Here is a 16,919-nt window from a genome sequence, read left to right as displayed (position 1 = left end):
GTGGTTTTGTTCCCATTGGTATTCGTCGATTTGCTCGGCGATTTGTTCGGCGGCCTGTTGTTCCAGCACCTGCATGATTTCGTTCCATGCGGCGGTGCTGACTTTGCGGTAGAGGGTGTCGATGGTTTGGCCTGCGCTCATGTGGGCGGCCAGCTCGGCGGCGGCGGCTCTTTGGGCATAGGGGCGGGCGATGAGGAAGCGGATTCGTTCGTCGCTGATGTTCATGCTGCTTTCCTTGTTTGGATTCGGGGTCGCTGCCGCGCATGAGGGGGGCGGCTTTGAGGGCGCAATACTCCGCCCATGTGGGTATCGGCAGGGGCAGGGCGAGTGGCGGCCCGCCCATCAGCTCCAAGGTTTCTTTGTTGAAGGCTTCAAAATCGCTTTGGCCGCAGCTTTCGTAGTCTTCTTGGCAGAGGTCGTCGGCTTCCACCCATGCGGCCAGCAGTTCGGGCAGGCTGTGGCGGCTGTGCCATTGCGCCTGCTGATACGCGGCTTCGTTGGCTCTTTCTTCTTCGTCTTCTGCGGCTTCGGCCAAATCAAGGGCGCGGTAGTAGGCGGCTTCCAGGGCAGGTGGTAGCCGTCGGCGCGGCTTTGGATGTCTGCGGTGTTCATGACGGGCTTCCTTGGGTGGGTTGTTTTGAATGGGTGTAGTATAGCCAAGCTAGCGAATACATCAATAGCAAGATAAGATTTAATGTAGCAGAGTTAATATAGCATTGATTTTATTGATAACAAAGTTTTCGGCAGGCCGCAAAAAAACCGCCCTTGCGGCGGGGCAAGGGCGGGGGCGGGATTGGGCGATGGCAAAAGGCCGCCTGTTTTTCAGACGGCCTGCGGTATCTGCGATTTATACCAAAAAGCAGGGTGTGGCTTTGGTATTTAAAACAAGCCCGGCTGCATTTCGGCGGCAGTTCTATGTCTTCAACCGACATGGCTTCAAGTCAGCCTGGCTGCGTGTCAGTAGGTTTTATCGTGGGAGATAACGGACGTGCGCTGTTGCTTAGGGCGATTGCATAATCTGACGGTCGATTTTGATTTTTTGGCGCGGTTCTTTGCTTTCTTCGTTTGGCAGGTTTTTGAGCCTGTCGAGATGATGGCGCAGACGGCCGCGCTTTTCATATCGAAAGGCAGTATTTTGAAAATCCGGCTTTTCGCGCCAAACAGTTGCAAAAATTCCTGCCGTTTGGCGGGGCTTGGTTCGCCGATGAGAAACTCGGATAGCACGGGGGCGGGTATGCCGAAAATGCCGCCTTGTTCTTTTTGGCATTCAAACAGGTGCTTCATCCTGATGCTGTGGTCTTCCTGCCCGCCCTCGGGGCGGTAAAGGAAAACCAAGGCGTTGTTGTCCAGCACGATCATAAGCTGCCGCTCCTTATGGCTTCGATTTTCTGGATTGGGTCGGCGGTGCGCCCCCCACTCGGAATCAATCAGGCGGAATTTTGCTAAAAATGCGTCATAATCGGCTTCGGGTAAGACTTCAAAGCTGTGTATTTTGAATCTGCCGCCCACGGGCTGCCATTTGAGGCTGTGGGCATCGAGTTTCAGCAGGCCGCTGCCGGTGCATTCGATGTAGTCAAACAGGTGTGCGCCGATACGGCGGGCAAGGTCGGTGCTGTCGATGGTAAGGCTGACTTCGCCGTTTTCGGTGAGCAGCTTCATGGGAACGGTTTCGTCTTTGCCGCCGATGTTGATGACTTTGCCCCTGAATGTTTCTTCTTGGAAGACTTCGTATTCGTAGGTTTCGGGCTTGGTTTCGGGAATCAGGCTGCGGACAAATCCGTCCGCTGTGTGTATTTTGGCGCACAGGCCGTAATGCGAAAGGGTTTTTTTGATACCGGCCAAATCTGTTTCGCTTTTGGACATTAAGGCGGCTGCAATCGCGGTTTCTTTGCCTGCGGGCACCCTGACTGCAAGCTGCGTGCAGCCCTCTGTTACGCCTGCAAACAGTATTTCCTGCGGCGCAATGTCTTTGCTTTTGAGCAGTTCCACCATTTGGGCAAACAGCTTGCCTACTGCGGCGGCGGGGGTGGTTTCAGGGGTAAGCCGCTGTGTTGCGTCGGGCATTGAAACGCTTAGGGCGATTACCCCGCTTTCGATGTTTGGCTTCATGCGGCCTCCTGAAAAAAATGAAAAAGTTACTGAAATTATCCTGTTTTTAAATGCCGGCGCAACTGTTTTTACTTTCAGGCGGCCTGCGGGCTAGGGCTTGCGTTCGGCGTATTCGCGCACGGCGCGGACAACCAGGTCGATTTGGCTGATGCCCAGCCTTTGGGCGGTTTCCTCGATTAGCGCGATGTCTTCCAGCTTCATTTTGAAGGCTTTGTTTTTTACACCGCGCTTTTGGTCGGATTTCTTTTGGATTTCGTGTCTTGACAGTGCCATGATGATTCCTTTAAGATTTTGAGTAACGGCAGGGTGTCGTTACCACCCCGCCGCTTCTCAAAGGTTAATAGGCGTTAGCCGATAAAACCATGAGAAGAATAAAAATGAGCCATTTCATTTTTCATTCTCCTGAAAGTGCCCTTAAAGCAGGATTGCAGGTTGGGCGTTTGTCCTATCGGTTCTTGTTCAACCGATGGGATGTATTATAGCCTAGCTTACTAATTTAAGCAAGCACTTTCTGCGTGAAAGCCCCGTATTTACGGGGCTTTTCGCTTTTGCGGCGGCTCAACCTTCTGCCAATTTATTCAAGGCTGCTTTGAATACGGCGGTTTGGGTTTCGCCGCGTTCTGCCGCCAGCCGCTCCAGTAGGGCTATGGTGTCGGGGTCGAGCGCAAAAGACTTCTGGCGTATGCCGTGTTTCTCGCGGCTTTTGCGGTTGTAGGCGGCTTGGTCGTATTTTTTCGTTTCCATGATTGATTTTCCAGCAAAGGTTTTGTATATTAGGCGGAAGCAGGAGGAGCGGCAACTCCCCCTGTCTGGTACTACGTTACCAAGCTGATTGCCACATCAGCAAGAATAACACCAGAAAAATTACTTTGATGAAGGTACTCATCGGGTAATCCTTCCTGTGTAACGCCCCCGAATTATCAGGTTTGGGGGCTTTTCCTTTGTTGCTCTTCACAACAGGGATAATTCTAATACACATTAGAATAATATGCAAGCACTTTTGCAAAAAAACCACGGATTTTCCGTGGCTTTTTTGTGGCTAAAGCAGGGAGCTTAGTTTTCAACCAATGAAATCAGCATAATTTCATACGGAGTAAGTGTCCTGCTCCGCCCTTGCGGCTTGTAGAAGACTTTTACATCGGCGCGAAACTCGAACTTCCCGTCAATGTCTTCATGGGAAATTCCATCTGCAAATGTTAATTTCAAGCGTCTGGTAATATGCGGCGGCATAAGTGCCTCCCAGCCTGTATCGCCGTCGCGGTTTAATTTGCGTATGTTTAAATCAATATCGTAGAAATCGCGCGATGACGATTCCGGATCAATATTCAACGAGCCGGGTACGGATTCGATTAAGCCCGCATCAAGTGTCGGCAAGTCTTCGTTTTTCCCTCCAAAACTTATGCTGCTTCCTTTTTCTTTCTTGGCAGGTGCAATCACGTTTACAGCCTCTTTGGCTATGCTTTTGTGCGCTCCCACGGTTGATTTGATTATTTCAACAAATTGCTCCGGGGACTTTTCAACCGTTTCCGCGCCAATCTGAATAATAGTATTGTTTTTTATTTCAATGTGGTTGGCATCTTTTGACGAATCGCCCTTTGCCCACGCAATCGCTTTATAAATGCCAAAAACCAGCATCCCCCCGATTAGTATGCTGCCAATTTCCACAGGATGCTCCCTTAAAACTCCGTTCATATATTTGCTGAATTTTATCATCTCCTCTTCATTGCCGAATACGACGGAAACGATGAAATCTTCCCAAATGCTGCCGGCCTGAATTTCGTTTACCAACAGCTCGGTGCGCAATACCTGAACATTTGCGATTGTTCCCAGCAGCTTGGGCATTCTGGCAGTTATTTTTTCCAAAGACTGCAAAGACGTAACCAATTCTCCGATTTGCACCGGACGATCTGTGCGGAAATAAAGTGAAGCGGGAAGTTGGTAAATATGTTCGTTTGCGGCGGTTGATGCAGCCATATTAATTCTCCTGATTAAGCCAAAGAAACTTTAACGGGTTTGTTCGCCGGCTCAAAACGTACCCAGCGTCCAGCGGCCTTTGACGCGGCCGCAGATGCGGATGTGTTCGAGGCTTTCGGGGGGGATGGTTTCCACGGGGTAGGCTTTGTTGTCGGAAATGATGTTGAGGCCGCCGCCGATGAGTGCTTGCAGGCGTTTGATGCGCAGGCCGGAGGCGGTGGCGATGACGTAGATGCCGTCGCCTTCGTAGCAGCAGACGGAGCTGTCGGCAAAAACGATGTCGCCGTCGGAGATGGTGTCTTCCATGCTGTCGCCTTTGGCGTTGATGACGCGCAGGCTGTCGAGGCTGCCGCCGAATTGCTGTTTGGCCCAGGCGCGGGCAACAACGACAAAATCAATCACGGCATCGGGATCGTCGGCTTCGATGCCCGCGCCCATTTCGCCGGTGGCGGCCAGACGGGGGACGGAAAGCCAGCCCGCACGGACAACGGGGGTGTCGCTGCGGTAGGCGTGCCCCGCTTCGCCGTCGAGCCAGCCGCGCGGAAGGTCTAGGGCGGTTTCTATATTGGCTGCCGCACCGTCGCCGATATTGCGGTATCCGTTTACCCATTGATTTACCTGTGCCGCCGCTTTGCCGATGGCGCGGGCAAATTCTGTCTGATTACCGTTATAGTTTTCTTCAATAAGGGTTTTAACCCGTTCTAATCTATTCATTTTTGTCTCCTTGTCATTTTTAACAATTTTAAGCATTGCTAAAAATAACAAGGCTACTATTCTTGTCGTATCTTTGCTATACTATCTCGCATTAAATAAGAAGCAATGCTATATGAAATTAATTGATTATTTGAGCGGCGGAGTTTCCGCCTCCGAGTTGTCAAAAAAAGTGGGAGTCAGTCCCGCGTTTTTATGGCAAGTCAAAAACGGACACAGAAAAATGCCGCCGAAATATTGCCCGAAAATCGAGCAGGCGACGGGCGGGCTGGTTTCGCGCAAAGACCTGCGGCCTGACGACTGGCACGAGATTTGGCCTGAATTGAAGGAGGTGTGAGATGGAGACGAAGCGGTTGAAGCTGAAAAAGAAAGAGCGCAAGCGTTTGGAGAAGCTGGCGTGGAAGAAGGCGCGCCAAAGCAAGGCTGCGCCGTTTGATGTGCTTTTGTCGCTGGAAAACGCTTTGCTGTGGCTGGAGGATTACCGCTCTTTTTCCAAGCGTTCGCGCACTGCTTCCAAGTGAAGCGCGGTTTGTTCGATAAAGTCGGCGATGGTTTGCGCGCTTTGCTTGATGAAGACGGGCTGCGAGCCTTTCAGAAACATGTCGGGCTTGGCCTGTATGGCTGCTTTGGCGATTTCTACGGCCTGATTGTAAGCAGATTCATTCATTTCAAATTCTCCGTGGAGGGTTGTTGGTGGAACTTCGATTCTACACGGATGAATGACAAAGCGGACAGACGCTTGACGGCACGGACAGACGGCAAAAAAAGCCCCCGAACGGGTCGGGGGAACGAAAGAACTATATCACTTCACTCAATGAAATTGAGGAGGAAATTATGCCCTTGAAACCTTTGAAGCGCAACAGCCAGTGTGCGCGTTTGTTGGAATATTTGCAGGCGGGCGGCTCGGTTACGAGTTTTGAAGCCTATGCGAAGTTTGGCATTACGCAGCTTGCCGCGCGGATTACCGAATTGGAAGGGCGCGGGGTGGTGATTGCCCGCGCGGGCGAAGAAAACAACGGGGCGCGTTATGTGCGCTATTCGATGGGAGTTGAAGCATGAGTATGTCTTTAACGGCGAAAGCCATGAGCCTGAAAGTGGGCAATGCCATCCGCAAGCTGGTGTTGCTGAAGCTGGCCGATCAGGCCAATGACAGGGGGGAATGCCGGCCTTCCTATGCTTCCGTGGCCGAGGCGGCGGAGTGTTCGAGCAGGGCGGTAATCAACCATATCCGCTGGCTGGAGGAATACGGTTTTTTACGGATTGAAAAACGGAAAATCGGACACGGCCAAAATCTGACGAATGTTTACCATCTGACGCTGGAAAACGGAAGGAGCGGGCTATGAGGCCGTCTGAAATGTTGAAGCTGCACGGCAGGCCGATTGCCTATTTCCCGCAGCTTGCCAAGCCGCTGGGCGGCGTGAATGCGTCGATTCTGTTTTCCCATTTCTTCTACTGGAACGACAAAGGCGAGAGCGATTTGGGCATTTACCGCACCGCCGAAGAGATTGAAATGGAAACGGGATTGAGCGTGCAGGAGCAGCGCACCGCGCGCGCCAAGCTGCGCGAGCGGGGGGTGTTGGTTGAAACGGAAAAACGTATCGAACACCGGATTTACTACCGATTGGATTTGGACGCTTTTGATGCGCTGATGCTGCAACATTCGGGAAGTGGGGAATCAACAGCCCCGAAATGCAAAAGCAACAGCCCCGAAATGCAAAAGCAACATTCGGGAAGTGAGGAATCAACAGCCGACGAAATGCAAAATCAACATTCGTATATAAGAACAGAAGACTACCAGAAGACTACAGCAGTAGATTACAACAGAAATATTACGCGCGAGGCGCGTTGTGTGTCTGCCAACCGACCTTCGGAAAGTCTTGCAGACAGGCCGTCTGAAAAACCTGCCGCACCGCCGAGACCTGCCAAGCCTGCCAAACGCCAACCTTCCGCCGCACGGCGTGAGCTGGATGCGCTGAACCTCTTGGCCGATCGGGGCATAGACGGGGATTTGGCGCGGGATTATCTGGCGGTGCGCAGGGACAAGCGTTCGGCCACGCTGACGAAAACCGCGCTGGATGGCTTGGAGCGGGAGGCAAACCGTGCGGGTTTGTCGCTGGAACAGGCATTGACGCTGTGTTGCGAACGCGGCTGGGTGGGTTTTTGTGCACAGTGGCTGCACGAACACCGCAATCCGGCCGTGCGTGGAAACTCCGTCAAAGACACGCCCATCCACACCGTCGGCGGGGCGTTTTTAGCGAAGGACGTGTTGTGAAATCCGTCGGCGAAATGATGAAAAGCAGCCATACGCTGGCCGCCATGCTGACCCCGCTCAGCGAAACGCAAAAGCATTGCGACAGGCACGGCACGGACTACACCGAGCGCGTTTACCGCCGCTACACGCAGGGCTGTCCCGAGTGTGCGAAAGAGGCGGAGCAGCAGCGCAGGCAGGCCGAAGAGGCGGCTCTTGCGGCAAGGCAGGCGGAGCAGCAGCGCAGGATCATCGAGCAGCGTATCGGCATGGCACGCATCCCCAAACGCTTTGCCGAACGCACCGTCGCAGGCTACTGCGTGGATGCGGACAACCGGCCGCAACGCTACAACATCGAGCGCATCAAAGCCTATGCGCACGAGTTTTCACAAGGCCACAGCGGCCGCAATCTCGCCCTGCTGGGCAATCCGGGAACGGGAAAAACCCACCTTGCCTGCGCCGTTGCCCGCCACGTTATCCGCAATTGCGGCGGTATGGCGCGGTTTTGCAGCGTGTCGGAACTCAACCGCACGGTACGCGAAGCCAAAAGCTACGGCAGTGCCTACACCGAATCGCAGATTATCGCGGCATTCGGCGGCTATGATTTGCTGGTGATCGACGAGGTGGGCGTGCAAAGCGGCACGGATGCCGAAAGCCGCGCCCTGTTCGACGTGTTCAACGAACGCTATCAGAACTGCCGCCCGACCATCCTGATTTCCAATCTCGATTTTAACGGCCTGCGCGAAGCAGTCGGCGCACGGATTGCCGATCGTGTGAAAGAGGACGGCGGCGAAGTGCTGGTCTTCAACTGGGAAAGCTACCGGCAATGAAGTGCCTGCAATGCCAACACGCCGATTTGCGCACGGCGGCAGAGCGCGGGCTGACGGGTCTGCTGGTGTGCGCGGTATCGCGCGAAAAGGGCTGGCGGTGTCTGAATCCGGCTACGGAGTGCGAAAACGGGCGTTTTCAGGCGGCAGGGGCGGAAGCGGTGCGCAAGCGGGCGGAGTGGCTGCAAAGGCGCAGGACGGCAAGGATAGAGGCCGTCTGAAAGCAGAGTTTGAAAACACGAAAGGGTAAAACATGAAAAACCTACCCGTGGAAACGCTGGTTACGGCGCAGGGACACGAATTGAAAACCGACAGCCGCAAAGTGGCGGCGGCCTTTGGCAAACGGCATACGCACGTGATACGCGACATCCGCAAAATCATGGCGCAAGTGCCTGATAGTTTTGCTCAAACCATATTTGGGCTGAGTGAATACACCGACAAAACAGGGCGCAGGCTGCCGATGTACGAGATGGACAAAGACGGTTTTATGCTGCTGACGATGGGCTATACCACGCCCGAGGCGATGAAAATCAAGGTGGCCTATATCCAGGCCTTCAACGCCATGCGCCGCCGCTTGGACGGTATCAGCACGGATTTGATTGCGGGGCTGTTGGCGGCGCGGGAGGCGGAGCAGCGTTCTGCCGCGCTGGCCAGCCTTGCGGGGCGGGTGCTGCGCGAGCGGCGCGACGAGAAGCCCTTTAACCTGATACGCATCGCGCATTACGAGCGACAGATCCAGCCGCTGCTGCCGGGCTTGGAGGCCGTCTGAAAAAAGCCCGAAACCGGAGTTTCGGGCAGTTTGGCCGAACTAGCCGAGCATATCCAGCGCATCGTGCCATGAGCGCATCGGCAGGTTGAGGCTTTTCGCTAACTGGCTGGCGAATATATAGCCGTCCTGAAAGCGGTCGTGGGTGCGGTATGCCAGCTCGTGATTCAAAGAACGTACCGCCGTTTGTGTTTTTTGGGCATAGGCCATCATAAAGGGCAGGTGTTTGAGCAGCGCGGACAATGCGTGGACATCGTAGGCGGACAATACAAGCGAACCGTGCGGCAGGGCGGGTTTCAGACGGCCTGACAAGATTTGCTCAATCTGCCCGTCGCACCACACCGCAAAACGCGGGTCAAGCCAGCGGGCGAAATGGATGGCGAGTTTGGGATGCAGCCATGTGCCGCCGCCGTTTTTAGAAGAGCCGCTTTTGACGATAACTAATTGATTTTCATCAATTACACTTTTTAGCGTATTTGACAAATGCTCTGACAAGGCAACGATATATTGTTGAGTTTGTTCGGTTTTCAGATAGGTTTCGGGACGTTTGTGAAAGTATTTCGCAATTTGGGTAGCGTTTAAGAAACCAGCCTGATTAAAAGAAACGGTTACAGAACCAAAAGAAAGGTTTTGAATTGTGTTCATGATGAACTCCTTGATATTTAGTTTACAGATGCCGCCAAAATGGCGACGGGCTTCAACTACCGTATCAAGACGGCTGCCGCTATTCCCCCAAAAGGTTTTGTATTTACGGCTATCAACCCGTCATAGCTGGGATTTTGTGTTCCACGTATTTACGGAACAGCTAAAATTCAACAAGTTAGATTGTACAGATACAAAAAAACCGCGCTGTCGGGGCGTTTTGTTCCGCTTGATATTTAGTAGTGGCGCGATGATAAGACTGCCTGGAAGTTTGTGCAAGGACTTTTTGTGAGACTGATTTTATTGGAAAGAGAACAGGGATTTTTGCTATGAAAACACCCAGGCCGTCTGAAAGCCTGCTGATCCGCATCAACGGCATACCGCAGGGCAAAGGCCGTCCGCGCTTTACCAAGTCGGGACGCGCCTACACGCCCGCCAAGACGCGCCGCTACGAAGCGGCCGTGCAGGAAGCCGCGCTGGCTGCCGCCGCGATACAGGGTTTTGTGAAGCACGATGGGGATACGCCGCTGGAAGCCTGCATTACGGCATGGTTTCCGATTCCCGCGTCGTGGCCGAAGAAGAAACGCGAAGCGGCGGCGGCGGGCGGAATCTATCCGACGGCCAAACCGGATGCGGACAACCTCTGCAAAGCGATACTCGACGCGCTCAACGGCATTGCCTACCGCGACGACAAGCAGATCGTGTCCTGCCATGTGTGCAAACGCTACACCTGCCGCGACGACGATACGCCGCGCGTGGTGGTGCATATCGCGCCGATGAAGACTTTGGCGCAACTGCGCAAAGCGGCGTTTTCAGACGGCCTGCGGGAGGGACGGGATGGCAATTGAAGCGGCGGTGGTGCGCACGCCGGTTTGGGACAAGGTGGAGATTGGGCAGTTTTCAGACATCGAGTGCTTTATCCAGCAATGTCAGTGCAGTTTGCACATCGCCTTGTGCGGCGCGGGCTTTAAAGCGGTTTTCGGCATCAAATTCCGCCAGCATCACGGTTGCGGCTTCGTCCATCAGTTTGTTCACGCTCATGCCGCGCGATTCGGCCAACAGGCGCAGGCGGCTGTGTTTTTCATCGGGAATGCGTAGGGTTACGGTCGTCATCGTTGCTCCAACAGGGTTTCGGGCGTGCAGATTTTGATTTCGGGAAAGATAAGCTGGCTGTGTGCAAAATCTTTCAGATTGCGGGTGGCGATATATTGCGCACGTCCTGCTACGGCAAGCTCAATCAGGTGGTTGTCGCCTTCGTCGCGCAGATTGGGCCGCCAAAGGTAGTAAATGCGCGTCCATTGGGCAACGGAAAGCAGGGCGTTCAGCACTTGGTTGCGCTCGGCAAGGTTTAGGGGACAGCCTGCAAACACATCTTCCCGTGCGATCAGGTCTTCATATTCTGCCAGTAGGGCAGAGCCGACAAGCGGGATAAAACGCTTTTGCAAACAGGCGGCAAGCAGCCGGTTTGAACCGCGCGAACCCATGTACGCGCCAACCAGGATATTGGTATCTATCACAATTCTCATAGGAGCATGATAGCACATATGCTGTCAAAAACAATAGCGGCGACAAGGGTGGAAACCGCTTACGGCGGGTAGGGGGCTGCGGCGGATTTTTAATAAAACATATTTTAAACAATGTGTTGTATTTTTTATTTTGGCGGAAACGGCGATGAGGAATGTGGATGACGGCGATTTGCGCGCGCTGCGGCATCTTTTGCCGGCGAGCGTGGCGCAGATGGCGCAGGTGGCCGGCTGGGATGCGGTGCTGCGTTTGGTGTCGCGTTTTGGCGGCGCGAATTTTCCGGTGGGAAAAAACAGCACGGCGGCGGGCAGGCGGCTGCATGAGCGGCTGGCGGAGGAAATCGGCGAGGAGGCGGCCTTGCGCTTGGGGCGGGCATATGGTGCGCAGCGGTATTTGTGGCTGCCCAAATGTGATGCCGTGCTGCGCGAGCTGCGCGACCGTGCCATCCGGCGCGGCTTCGACCGGATGACGGGCGAGGGGATGGGGGCGCATGAGGCGGCCGCGCTTTTGGCTTTGGAACACAATCTGACGCAGCGGCGGGTGTGGGACGTATTGAAAAAAACCGACAACACGCAACTGCCTTTGTTTGGAGATATGGAAGATGCACGATAAGGATACATACACGCGGCTGCGCCGGCTGTATATCAACGGGGCGACGCTGGACGAGGCTGCGGCCGAATGCGGCATGGGGCTGCGCACGGCGGAGCGGCGCAAGGCCGAGGCCAGGGACTCGGGCGACAACTGGGACATGGCGCGGGCGGCGGCAACGCTGACTGGTGCGGAAACGGTGGCGCAAAGCATTCTGCGCGGGATGATGCGCCAATACGAGCAGGCGGCGGGCGATTTGGAGGCGGATACGTCGCTGTCGGCGGTGGAGCGGGTGGACGCGCTGGCGACGCTGGCCGATGCGCTGGTGAAAACAGTGGCGGCCAACAAGCGTTTGATGCCGGAAACATCCGAGCTGGCCACTGCATTGAAGGTGCTGGAAATGCTGTATGCCTTCGTGCGCGAAAAACATCCCGCACACCTGCCTGCCTTTGCCGAAATCATCGAACCCTTCGGCGCACAGTTGGAGCGGGAATTTAAGTAGGCCGTCTGAAAACGGCAGGATGTTTTTAACTTTGAAAGGAATCAGGATGTCTGATTACGCGCCCGCCGTTCCGGACAGCTATCTGTCCAAAGCCACACCGAAAAACAAAGAAGCCGAGAGCCAATAGCAAAAAAAAACGAGCAAAACTTTTTTCATCATGAAATCCAAAGGCTTTTTAAAAAACCTTGCCGCGCTGGCGGCCGACCTGCGCCGCAGCATCGAGGCGGAGGTGGAGGGCTTCGACGCTTCGCCCGCTGCGGTGGCACAGCGGCGCAAAAAGGTGTTCGACCCGGTGCACGGTTATGAGTATTTCGTAAACCATTATTTCCCGCACTATACCCGTTCGCCGCACAAGTCGCAGCTTCACGAGTATCTGTTTGAGAGCCTGCCCGCCGTTTTGAGCCATCCGCAAAACCAAACGCTGGCCTTGGCCGCGCCGAGGGGCGAGGCAAAATCAACCATGGTGTCGCGCCTGTTTTCCTTGTGGTGCATCGTAACGGGGAGCAAACACTACATTGTTCTGATTATGGACAGCATCGACCAGGCTTACCCGATTTTGGAATCCATCAAGGCCGAACTGGAAGCCAACCCGCGCTTGAAAACCGATTTCCCCGAAGCCTGCGGGCAGGGGCGCGTGTGGCAGGCGGCTACGGCGGTTACGGCCAACGGCATCAAGCTAGAAGCGGCCGGCAGCGGCAAACGCCTGCGCGGACGCACGCACGGTGCATACCGCCCCGACCTTGTGATTCTCGACGACATCGAAAACGACGAAGCGGTGCGCAATCCCGCGCAGCGCGACAAGCTTGAAGACTGGCTGAAACAGTCGGTGTTGCAGCTCGGCGGCGTGGGGCAGAAGTTCGACGTGGTGTATATCGGCACGATTCTGCACTACGACAGCGTGTTAAACCGCACCTTGAACAACCCGATATGGCATTCGGCGCGTTTCAAGGCGATGATTGAATGGCCGGACAATATGGATTTGTGGCAGGAATGGGAAACCATTTTGTGCAACAACGGCAAGGCGGGCGAGGCGATGGCGCAGGCCTTTTACGAGGCGCACCAAGCCGAGATGATGGCGGGCGCGCAAACCTCTTGGGCGGCGCGGGGCGTGTTGGATTTGATGAAAATCCGCGCCCGCGACGGCCACGCGGCCTTTGATTCGGAGCTGCAAAACGACCCCGTGAGCGGCGAAGACGCGGTGTTTGCCAATATTTTGGACAACTGCTTTTACAGGCCGTCTGAAATTCCGCCCGACGCGGTGCGCTTCGGCGCACTCGACCCCTCTTTGGGCAAAGCGGGCGCGGGGCGCGATCCGTCGGCCATTCTGGTGGGTTCGTTCTGCCGCGAAACGGGTGTGCTGTATGTGGAAGTCGCCCAAATCAAAAAACGCCTGCCCGATCTGATTATCGAAGATGTGATTGCCTTGCAGAAAAAGTACGGTTGTCAGGTGTGGGCGGTGGAAACGGTGCAGTTTCAGGAGTTTTTAAAAACCGAGCTGGTGCGGCGCGGCGCAGAGCGGGGCATACCCGTGCCGGCGCGGGGCGTGAAGCCCAATGCCGACAAGCTCTTGCGCATCGAGAGTTTGCAGCCGCACATTGCCAACGGCCTAATCAAATTCGACAAAAACCACACCGCGCTGCTCGACCAGTTGCGCCACTTCCCAAAAGCCCCGCACGACGACGGCCCCGACGCGCTGCATATGCTGTGGATACTGGCCTCAAACGGCATTCGCCAGCAGGCCACGCGCCGCGCCATCGATCTGCCGCCGCCTTCTTTGAGTATTTAGTAAAAACGGGTCAAGACCCCATGGAGCAAACTATGTTTTGGCAAAAGAAAAAACAGGCAAAAGCCTTCAAGCAGGAATTGAAAACGCTGGTGGCCGATACTGCCTACGCGCTGGACGCGTTTTCCGCCGAAAGCAGCGACGAGCTGCTCGACCGGCTGCAACTGTCCCGCGCCGAGGCCTATTCCGCCGTGTCCTCCGACGACGAGGTAGAAAGCTGCAAGGAAGACCTGCGCACGGCGATGACGGCCAGCGGCTGGCGGCTGTACGGCGAGGGAACGGACGACGCGCAGACCGACCGCATCTACCGCTGCATCCGCCGCCATCTGGGCGCGTTTGTGGAGCTGGTTTTAACCGCGCGGCTCAACGGCTATGCGGTAGGCCGCTATGTGTGGAAGGTAGAAGAAGACGGCTTTATCACGCTGGACAAGGTGCGCGACCGCCGCGACGAGCTGGAAAAATACGTCCCGCAGCGCGACGGCGGGCTGAAATACCGTGGCGAAAACGGCGAAGAGCTTGTTGATACCAATGTGCTGCATCTGTTTCTCGCCAACAAGCCCACGGCGAAAAACCCAGCCGGCGAAATGACCGTGGCGCGGCTCTATCCCGCCGTCGCCCTGCGCAAACAGGGCATCCAATACGCCTACCAGTTTATCAAACGCTACGGCCAGCCCTATCTGGTGGGCAGATATGCCAACGCGCTGGATGACAATGTGAAGACGGTGTACGGCCTGATAAACGGCGGCGCGGCCACGCTCTCGTCCGAAGACAGCATCGAGATGCTTACCAACCCCGCCACGGGATCGGCATTCGGCGAAATCGAAAAGCTGGCCAACGCCCGCATCCAAAAGCTGCTTTTGGGCAAGGTCAAAACCTCCGAACTCAACAGTGGCAGCCGTTCGGCGCAGCAGATTGAGGAAAACGCCCGCCAAGACCGCATCGAGGCCTATCTGACCCTGCTCTCGCTGGCCGTGCAGCACGCGGTGGACGCGCTGCTTATGGTTAATGCCCAATGGGGCGTGCCCGTGAAACACCAAGGCGGGCTGTGGTTTGAGTTCAACGAAGAAATCAAAGTGGACAAGGCGCGGGCGGAGCGCGACAAAATCTACGCCGACATAGGGCAGCTTCGTTTTACCGAGGAATATTACGAAAAAGTGCTGGGCTTCGAGCCTGAACACTACGAATTGGCACAAAACCCGCAGAGGCCGTCTGAAAACCGCGCCCTGTCCGCCCGCTTTTCCGATACGGGCGTTTCAGACGGCCTTTCCGCCGCCGAAGCCGCCGACCGCGCCATCATGCAGCCGAAAGTGGCCGCCATCCTGTCCGCCCTGGCCGAAGCCGACGGCTACGCGGCCTTTCAGACGGCCTTAAACCAAATGGATTTGTCGGAAAACGATTTGCTGCTGGTGGACAAGCTGGTGGGCGAGTCCGTCCGCGCCTTTGCCGAGGGGCAGAATGAATGACGGCTGCGACGACAACTGACGGATGGGACGGCAATGGCTGAGCAAATCCGCTTCAACACCTTAATCGACCGCGCCGCGTTCGACTTTCTCAAAAGCAAAAAGCTGCTGCCGGGTTTTTCCCATTACGACGTATGGCTGTACGAACACGCCGTGGCCTTTACCGTGGCGAAAATGATGGACAAGGACATGCTGGCCGAAACGAAAGCGGCGGTAGAGGTGGCAATTGCCAACGGCACAGGCTGGCACACCTTCCAAAAGCAGCTCAAACCCTATCTGATGGCACGCGGCTGGTGGGGCGAATCCGTCATGCTCGACCCTGTGGACGGCGCGGCAAAAACCGTACGGCTGGGCAGCACCCGCCGCCTGCGCACCATCTTTCACACCAACTTCCACACCGCCCACGCGGCGGGGCGGTGGGTGCGCGTGCAGGCGGCCAAAGAGGAGCTTCCCTACCTCAAATACCTGCCCAGCGTGGCGGGCGAACGGCGCGAGGCGCACAAGCGTTACTACAACCTCATCCTGCCCGTAGAGCATGAATTGTGGAAACAGATTTTTCCGCCCAACGGCTACGGCTGCCTGTGCGGCGTAATCCAGCTTAGCGAAAAACAGGCCCTGCGCGAACGCAGGGAGGACATCGGAAAAAATCCCGCAGCCTTTACCCCCGAACAAATCGAAAACAGCAAACAAGGCCGCCTGGACGACAAACCCGACATTAAGATGGTGGAGGCCGTCAATCCGCGCACAGGGCAGGTGGTGCGCATCCCCGCCGACATTACCCGAGCTTCGCCCACAACCACGGCGACAGACTGGGCGCGTTGCAGGCTCTGTTCGGGCAGAAACACGGCAATGATCGGTGGAAAAATGATTGCCGAACGGGAAGCCTATCTGTCCGGCAAGGTGTATTTCACGGGTTTGAACACCGTAAACCTGTACAAAGCCCCGCCCGAAAAGAAGTGGCGCGGCTGGATAAAGACGCGTCGGGCAACAGCCGCCGCCACGAGGCCGAAACGGCGGCGCAATGCAGCAGGCGCACGGCGTGCGGCTCGAGCCTTACGATTTGGAAAAACGGGCGGAAAACCCGACTTCCTCATTGCCGACCAAGACCTGCCGCGCGCCAGTGCAGACCATCGATTTAGTTTACCGAAGACCCCGGCAACGAGTTCAAAATCGGCAAGTTCAACCAATATTTCGCTGATACGGCGAGTCATTGGACAGACCAAGTCAAACAAATACAGAAGCACTTGGCAAAAGCTGACATAGTGCCGCTGGATTTGCGCCGCCTCAATGCCTTGAACAGGGCGAAAGTCCTCGGCTATGTTTATCATTGCCGCAGGAACAACAAGATAAGATTTACATTATTTAGGGAAATGAAATGAGCGCACCAGATTACCTGTTTATACGCCATGATAACGGCGAAATGGTAGACTGCTTTATACCGAATAAGTTGTCAGACCCGCTGTTTGACTACATGCAGCCGCGTATGTTTGAAGTTGCCCCAGAAGATGCTGACCCGTTTCAGGGGCAGTTCTTCGGTGGCGTATTGTCCATTACCTCGGTCCCGCCTCCCGCTACATGGCCGTGTACGACCTCATCATGGAAGCCTGCGACAACGTGGAGCAATTGAAACCGTGCAAGGCGGATTTGCAGAAGGCCTTGCAGGATGACCCGAGGTATCAGGCCGTCTGAAAACCGATAAAACAAAAGCCCGCTTTGTACAAGGGCGGGCTTTTGTTTAGCTTTCATTTTGCCATTTTTCGGCAAGCCATTGAAATTCGGCAAACA

General features: G+C 55.4%; 27 protein-coding genes. 15 read left to right on the top strand and 12 right to left on the bottom strand.

Annotation, left to right across the window (positions count from 1 at the left end):
• From DYE40_RS11980 to DYE40_RS13015, 7 genes are all read right to left on the bottom strand, one after another.
• On the bottom strand, window positions 1–225 hold a 225-nt coding region (locus DYE40_RS11980; RefSeq protein WP_147286648.1), incomplete at its 3' end, for a hypothetical protein.
• 117 nt (window positions 226–342) lie between these two features.
• Complete coding sequence (locus DYE40_RS12425; protein WP_147286647.1) at window positions 343–612, bottom strand: hypothetical protein; 270 nt, start codon at window positions 610–612, stop codon at window positions 343–345.
• A 345-nt stretch (window positions 613–957) separates the two neighbouring features.
• The gene (locus DYE40_RS13020) at window positions 958–2,109 is read right to left on the bottom strand and encodes a hypothetical protein (RefSeq protein ID WP_245944116.1); all 1,152 of its coding nucleotides are present in this window, start codon (window positions 2,107–2,109) and stop codon (window positions 958–960) included.
• A gap of 90 nt (window positions 2,110–2,199) precedes the next feature.
• On the bottom strand, window positions 2,200–2,382 hold the full coding sequence (locus tag DYE40_RS11965; protein ID WP_115307175.1) for a ribbon-helix-helix domain-containing protein: 183 nt from the start codon (window positions 2,380–2,382) through the stop codon (window positions 2,200–2,202).
• Between the two features lie 285 nt (window positions 2,383–2,667).
• Window positions 2,668–2,853: a ribbon-helix-helix domain-containing protein gene (locus tag DYE40_RS11960; protein ID WP_115307176.1), complete on the bottom strand. Its 186-nt coding sequence runs from the start codon at window positions 2,851–2,853 to the stop codon at window positions 2,668–2,670.
• Window positions 2,854–3,162: 309 nt separating this feature from the next.
• A complete protein-coding gene (locus DYE40_RS11955) occupies window positions 3,163–4,083 on the bottom strand; it encodes a hypothetical protein (protein WP_147286530.1) in 921 nt (306 codons plus the stop codon).
• Between the two features lie 51 nt (window positions 4,084–4,134).
• On the bottom strand, window positions 4,135–4,797 hold the full coding sequence (locus DYE40_RS13015; RefSeq protein ID WP_244731581.1) for a LexA family transcriptional regulator: 663 nt from the start codon (window positions 4,795–4,797) through the stop codon (window positions 4,135–4,137).
• A gap of 112 nt (window positions 4,798–4,909) precedes the next feature.
• Here DYE40_RS13015 and DYE40_RS11940 point away from each other — a divergent pair, with 112 nt between their 5' ends.
• Together DYE40_RS11940 and DYE40_RS12420 are read left to right on the top strand one after the other, a co-directional pair.
• On the top strand, window positions 4,910–5,131 hold the full coding sequence (locus tag DYE40_RS11940; protein ID WP_115307178.1) for a transcriptional regulator: 222 nt from the start codon (window positions 4,910–4,912) through the stop codon (window positions 5,129–5,131).
• Between the two features lies 1 nt (window position 5,132).
• Window positions 5,133–5,315: a hypothetical protein gene (locus DYE40_RS12420; protein WP_147286531.1), complete on the top strand. Its 183-nt coding sequence runs from the start codon at window positions 5,133–5,135 to the stop codon at window positions 5,313–5,315.
• On the opposite strand, the gene DYE40_RS11935 is transcribed toward DYE40_RS12420, so the two are convergent.
• Window positions 5,273–5,461: a hypothetical protein gene (locus DYE40_RS11935; RefSeq protein ID WP_115307179.1), complete on the bottom strand. Its 189-nt coding sequence runs from the start codon at window positions 5,459–5,461 to the stop codon at window positions 5,273–5,275. The genes DYE40_RS12420 and DYE40_RS11935 overlap by 43 nt on opposite strands.
• 167 nt (window positions 5,462–5,628) lie before the next feature.
• Here DYE40_RS11935 and DYE40_RS11930 point away from each other — a divergent pair, with 167 nt between their 5' ends.
• The 6 genes from DYE40_RS11930 to DYE40_RS11905 are packed head-to-tail and all read left to right on the top strand — an operon-like array spanning window position 5,629 to window position 8,638.
• Window positions 5,629–5,853: a helix-turn-helix domain-containing protein gene (locus tag DYE40_RS11930; protein WP_115307180.1), complete on the top strand. Its 225-nt coding sequence runs from the start codon at window positions 5,629–5,631 to the stop codon at window positions 5,851–5,853.
• A complete protein-coding gene (locus DYE40_RS11925; RefSeq protein ID WP_115307181.1) occupies window positions 5,850–6,137 on the top strand; it encodes a helix-turn-helix domain-containing protein in 288 nt (95 codons plus the stop codon). Before DYE40_RS11930 ends, DYE40_RS11925 begins: the two co-directional genes overlap by 4 nt.
• Window positions 6,134–7,066, top strand: a complete 933-nt coding sequence (locus DYE40_RS13010) for a hypothetical protein (RefSeq protein ID WP_244731579.1) — start codon at window positions 6,134–6,136, stop codon at window positions 7,064–7,066. Before DYE40_RS11925 ends, DYE40_RS13010 begins: the two co-directional genes overlap by 4 nt.
• Window positions 7,063–7,872, top strand: coding sequence for an ATP-binding protein (locus DYE40_RS11915; RefSeq protein WP_115307182.1), 810 nt, complete (start codon window positions 7,063–7,065; stop codon window positions 7,870–7,872). Before DYE40_RS13010 ends, DYE40_RS11915 begins: the two co-directional genes overlap by 4 nt.
• The gene (locus tag DYE40_RS11910) at window positions 7,869–8,090 is read left to right on the top strand and encodes a hypothetical protein (protein WP_115309306.1); all 222 of its coding nucleotides are present in this window, start codon (window positions 7,869–7,871) and stop codon (window positions 8,088–8,090) included. Before DYE40_RS11915 ends, DYE40_RS11910 begins: the two co-directional genes overlap by 4 nt.
• 32 nt (window positions 8,091–8,122) lie before the next feature.
• The gene (locus DYE40_RS11905; RefSeq protein ID WP_115309305.1) at window positions 8,123–8,638 is read left to right on the top strand and encodes a Rha family transcriptional regulator; all 516 of its coding nucleotides are present in this window, start codon (window positions 8,123–8,125) and stop codon (window positions 8,636–8,638) included.
• Window positions 8,639–8,677: 39 nt separating this feature from the next.
• On the opposite strand, the gene DYE40_RS11900 is transcribed toward DYE40_RS11905, so the two are convergent.
• Window positions 8,678–9,280, bottom strand: a complete 603-nt coding sequence (locus DYE40_RS11900) for a KilA-N domain-containing protein (protein ID WP_115309304.1) — start codon at window positions 9,278–9,280, stop codon at window positions 8,678–8,680.
• A 326-nt stretch (window positions 9,281–9,606) separates the two neighbouring features.
• On the opposite strand from DYE40_RS11900, the gene DYE40_RS11895 reads away from it, so the two are divergent.
• Window positions 9,607–10,125, top strand: coding sequence for a RusA family crossover junction endodeoxyribonuclease (locus DYE40_RS11895; RefSeq protein ID WP_115309303.1), 519 nt, complete (start codon window positions 9,607–9,609; stop codon window positions 10,123–10,125).
• Window positions 10,126–10,177: 52 nt separating this feature from the next.
• On the opposite strand, the gene DYE40_RS11890 is transcribed toward DYE40_RS11895, so the two are convergent.
• Complete coding sequence (locus DYE40_RS11890; protein ID WP_115307184.1) at window positions 10,178–10,390, bottom strand: toxin-antitoxin system HicB family antitoxin; 213 nt, start codon at window positions 10,388–10,390, stop codon at window positions 10,178–10,180.
• The gene (locus DYE40_RS11885; protein ID WP_218564322.1) at window positions 10,387–10,794 is read right to left on the bottom strand and encodes a putative toxin-antitoxin system toxin component, PIN family; all 408 of its coding nucleotides are present in this window, start codon (window positions 10,792–10,794) and stop codon (window positions 10,387–10,389) included. Before DYE40_RS11885 ends, DYE40_RS11890 begins: the two co-directional genes overlap by 4 nt.
• A 154-nt stretch (window positions 10,795–10,948) precedes the next feature.
• Between DYE40_RS11885 and DYE40_RS11880 the strand changes: the two genes are divergently transcribed.
• The 6 genes from DYE40_RS11880 (at window position 10,949) to DYE40_RS13005 (ending at window position 16,513) form a co-directional block, all read left to right on the top strand.
• A complete protein-coding gene (locus DYE40_RS11880; RefSeq protein WP_115307186.1) occupies window positions 10,949–11,413 on the top strand; it encodes a Mor transcription activator family protein in 465 nt (154 codons plus the stop codon).
• Window positions 11,403–11,891 (top strand): DUF1804 family protein, encoded by a 489-nt coding sequence (locus DYE40_RS11875; RefSeq protein ID WP_115307187.1) that lies wholly within the window; start codon window positions 11,403–11,405, stop codon window positions 11,889–11,891. The genes DYE40_RS11880 and DYE40_RS11875 overlap by 11 nt, the downstream gene beginning before the upstream one ends.
• Window positions 11,892–12,048: 157 nt before the next feature.
• Window positions 12,049–13,677, top strand: a complete 1,629-nt coding sequence (gene terL / locus DYE40_RS11870; protein ID WP_115307188.1) for a phage terminase large subunit — start codon at window positions 12,049–12,051, stop codon at window positions 13,675–13,677.
• 32 nt (window positions 13,678–13,709) lie between these two features.
• Window positions 13,710–15,137, top strand: coding sequence for a phage portal protein family protein (locus DYE40_RS11865; protein WP_115307189.1), 1,428 nt, complete (start codon window positions 13,710–13,712; stop codon window positions 15,135–15,137).
• Between the two features lie 33 nt (window positions 15,138–15,170).
• On the top strand, window positions 15,171–16,397 hold the full coding sequence (locus DYE40_RS11860) for a phage head morphogenesis protein (RefSeq protein WP_245944115.1): 1,227 nt from the start codon (window positions 15,171–15,173) through the stop codon (window positions 16,395–16,397).
• A complete protein-coding gene (locus tag DYE40_RS13005; protein ID WP_245944117.1) occupies window positions 16,304–16,513 on the top strand; it encodes a hypothetical protein in 210 nt (69 codons plus the stop codon). Before DYE40_RS11860 ends, DYE40_RS13005 begins: the two co-directional genes overlap by 94 nt.
• A gap of 139 nt (window positions 16,514–16,652) precedes the next feature.
• Here DYE40_RS13005 and DYE40_RS12810 read toward each other — a convergent pair.
• A partial coding sequence (locus DYE40_RS12810) for a hypothetical protein (RefSeq protein ID WP_218564347.1) occupies window positions 16,653–16,919 on the bottom strand: 267 nt, incomplete at its 5' end.

Source organism: Kingella potus (assembly GCF_900451175.1).
Taxonomy (GTDB): domain Bacteria; phylum Pseudomonadota; class Gammaproteobacteria; order Burkholderiales; family Neisseriaceae; genus Neisseria; species Neisseria potus.
The sequence above is the reverse complement of the archived record's forward strand: the minus strand, read 5'-3'. Positions and strand labels throughout refer to the sequence as shown.

Coding starts and splice junctions, on each gene's coding strand:
- DYE40_RS11935 (WP_115307179.1), bottom strand. CDS start 5,461: ATGAATGAATCTGCTTACAATCAGGCCGTAGAAATCGCCAAAGCAGCC.
- DYE40_RS11930 (WP_115307180.1), top strand. CDS start 5,629: ATGCCCTTGAAACCTTTGAAGCGCAACAGCCAGTGTGCGCGTTTGTTG.
- DYE40_RS12420 (WP_147286531.1), top strand. CDS start 5,133: ATGGAGACGAAGCGGTTGAAGCTGAAAAAGAAAGAGCGCAAGCGTTTG.
- DYE40_RS12425 (WP_147286647.1), bottom strand. CDS start 612: ATGAACACCGCAGACATCCAAAGCCGCGCCGACGGCTACCACCTGCCC.
- DYE40_RS11910 (WP_115309306.1), top strand. CDS start 7,869: ATGAAGTGCCTGCAATGCCAACACGCCGATTTGCGCACGGCGGCAGAG.
- DYE40_RS11880 (WP_115307186.1), top strand. CDS start 10,949: ATGAGGAATGTGGATGACGGCGATTTGCGCGCGCTGCGGCATCTTTTG.
- DYE40_RS13020 (WP_245944116.1), bottom strand. CDS start 2,109: ATGAAGCCAAACATCGAAAGCGGGGTAATCGCCCTAAGCGTTTCAATG.
- terL (WP_115307188.1), top strand. CDS start 12,049: ATGAAATCCAAAGGCTTTTTAAAAAACCTTGCCGCGCTGGCGGCCGAC.
- DYE40_RS11965 (WP_115307175.1), bottom strand. CDS start 2,382: ATGGCACTGTCAAGACACGAAATCCAAAAGAAATCCGACCAAAAGCGC.
- DYE40_RS11890 (WP_115307184.1), bottom strand. CDS start 10,390: ATGACGACCGTAACCCTACGCATTCCCGATGAAAAACACAGCCGCCTG.
- DYE40_RS13015 (WP_244731581.1), bottom strand. CDS start 4,797: ATGAATAGATTAGAACGGGTTAAAACCCTTATTGAAGAAAACTATAAC.
- DYE40_RS11860 (WP_245944115.1), top strand. CDS start 15,171: ATGGCTGAGCAAATCCGCTTCAACACCTTAATCGACCGCGCCGCGTTC.
- DYE40_RS11940 (WP_115307178.1), top strand. CDS start 4,910: ATGAAATTAATTGATTATTTGAGCGGCGGAGTTTCCGCCTCCGAGTTG.
- DYE40_RS11900 (WP_115309304.1), bottom strand. CDS start 9,280: ATGAACACAATTCAAAACCTTTCTTTTGGTTCTGTAACCGTTTCTTTT.
- DYE40_RS11960 (WP_115307176.1), bottom strand. CDS start 2,853: ATGGAAACGAAAAAATACGACCAAGCCGCCTACAACCGCAAAAGCCGC.
- DYE40_RS11905 (WP_115309305.1), top strand. CDS start 8,123: ATGAAAAACCTACCCGTGGAAACGCTGGTTACGGCGCAGGGACACGAA.
- DYE40_RS11925 (WP_115307181.1), top strand. CDS start 5,850: ATGAGTATGTCTTTAACGGCGAAAGCCATGAGCCTGAAAGTGGGCAAT.
- DYE40_RS11895 (WP_115309303.1), top strand. CDS start 9,607: ATGAAAACACCCAGGCCGTCTGAAAGCCTGCTGATCCGCATCAACGGC.
- DYE40_RS13010 (WP_244731579.1), top strand. CDS start 6,134: ATGAGGCCGTCTGAAATGTTGAAGCTGCACGGCAGGCCGATTGCCTAT.
- DYE40_RS11865 (WP_115307189.1), top strand. CDS start 13,710: ATGTTTTGGCAAAAGAAAAAACAGGCAAAAGCCTTCAAGCAGGAATTG.
- DYE40_RS11955 (WP_147286530.1), bottom strand. CDS start 4,083: ATGGCTGCATCAACCGCCGCAAACGAACATATTTACCAACTTCCCGCT.
- DYE40_RS11875 (WP_115307187.1), top strand. CDS start 11,403: ATGCACGATAAGGATACATACACGCGGCTGCGCCGGCTGTATATCAAC.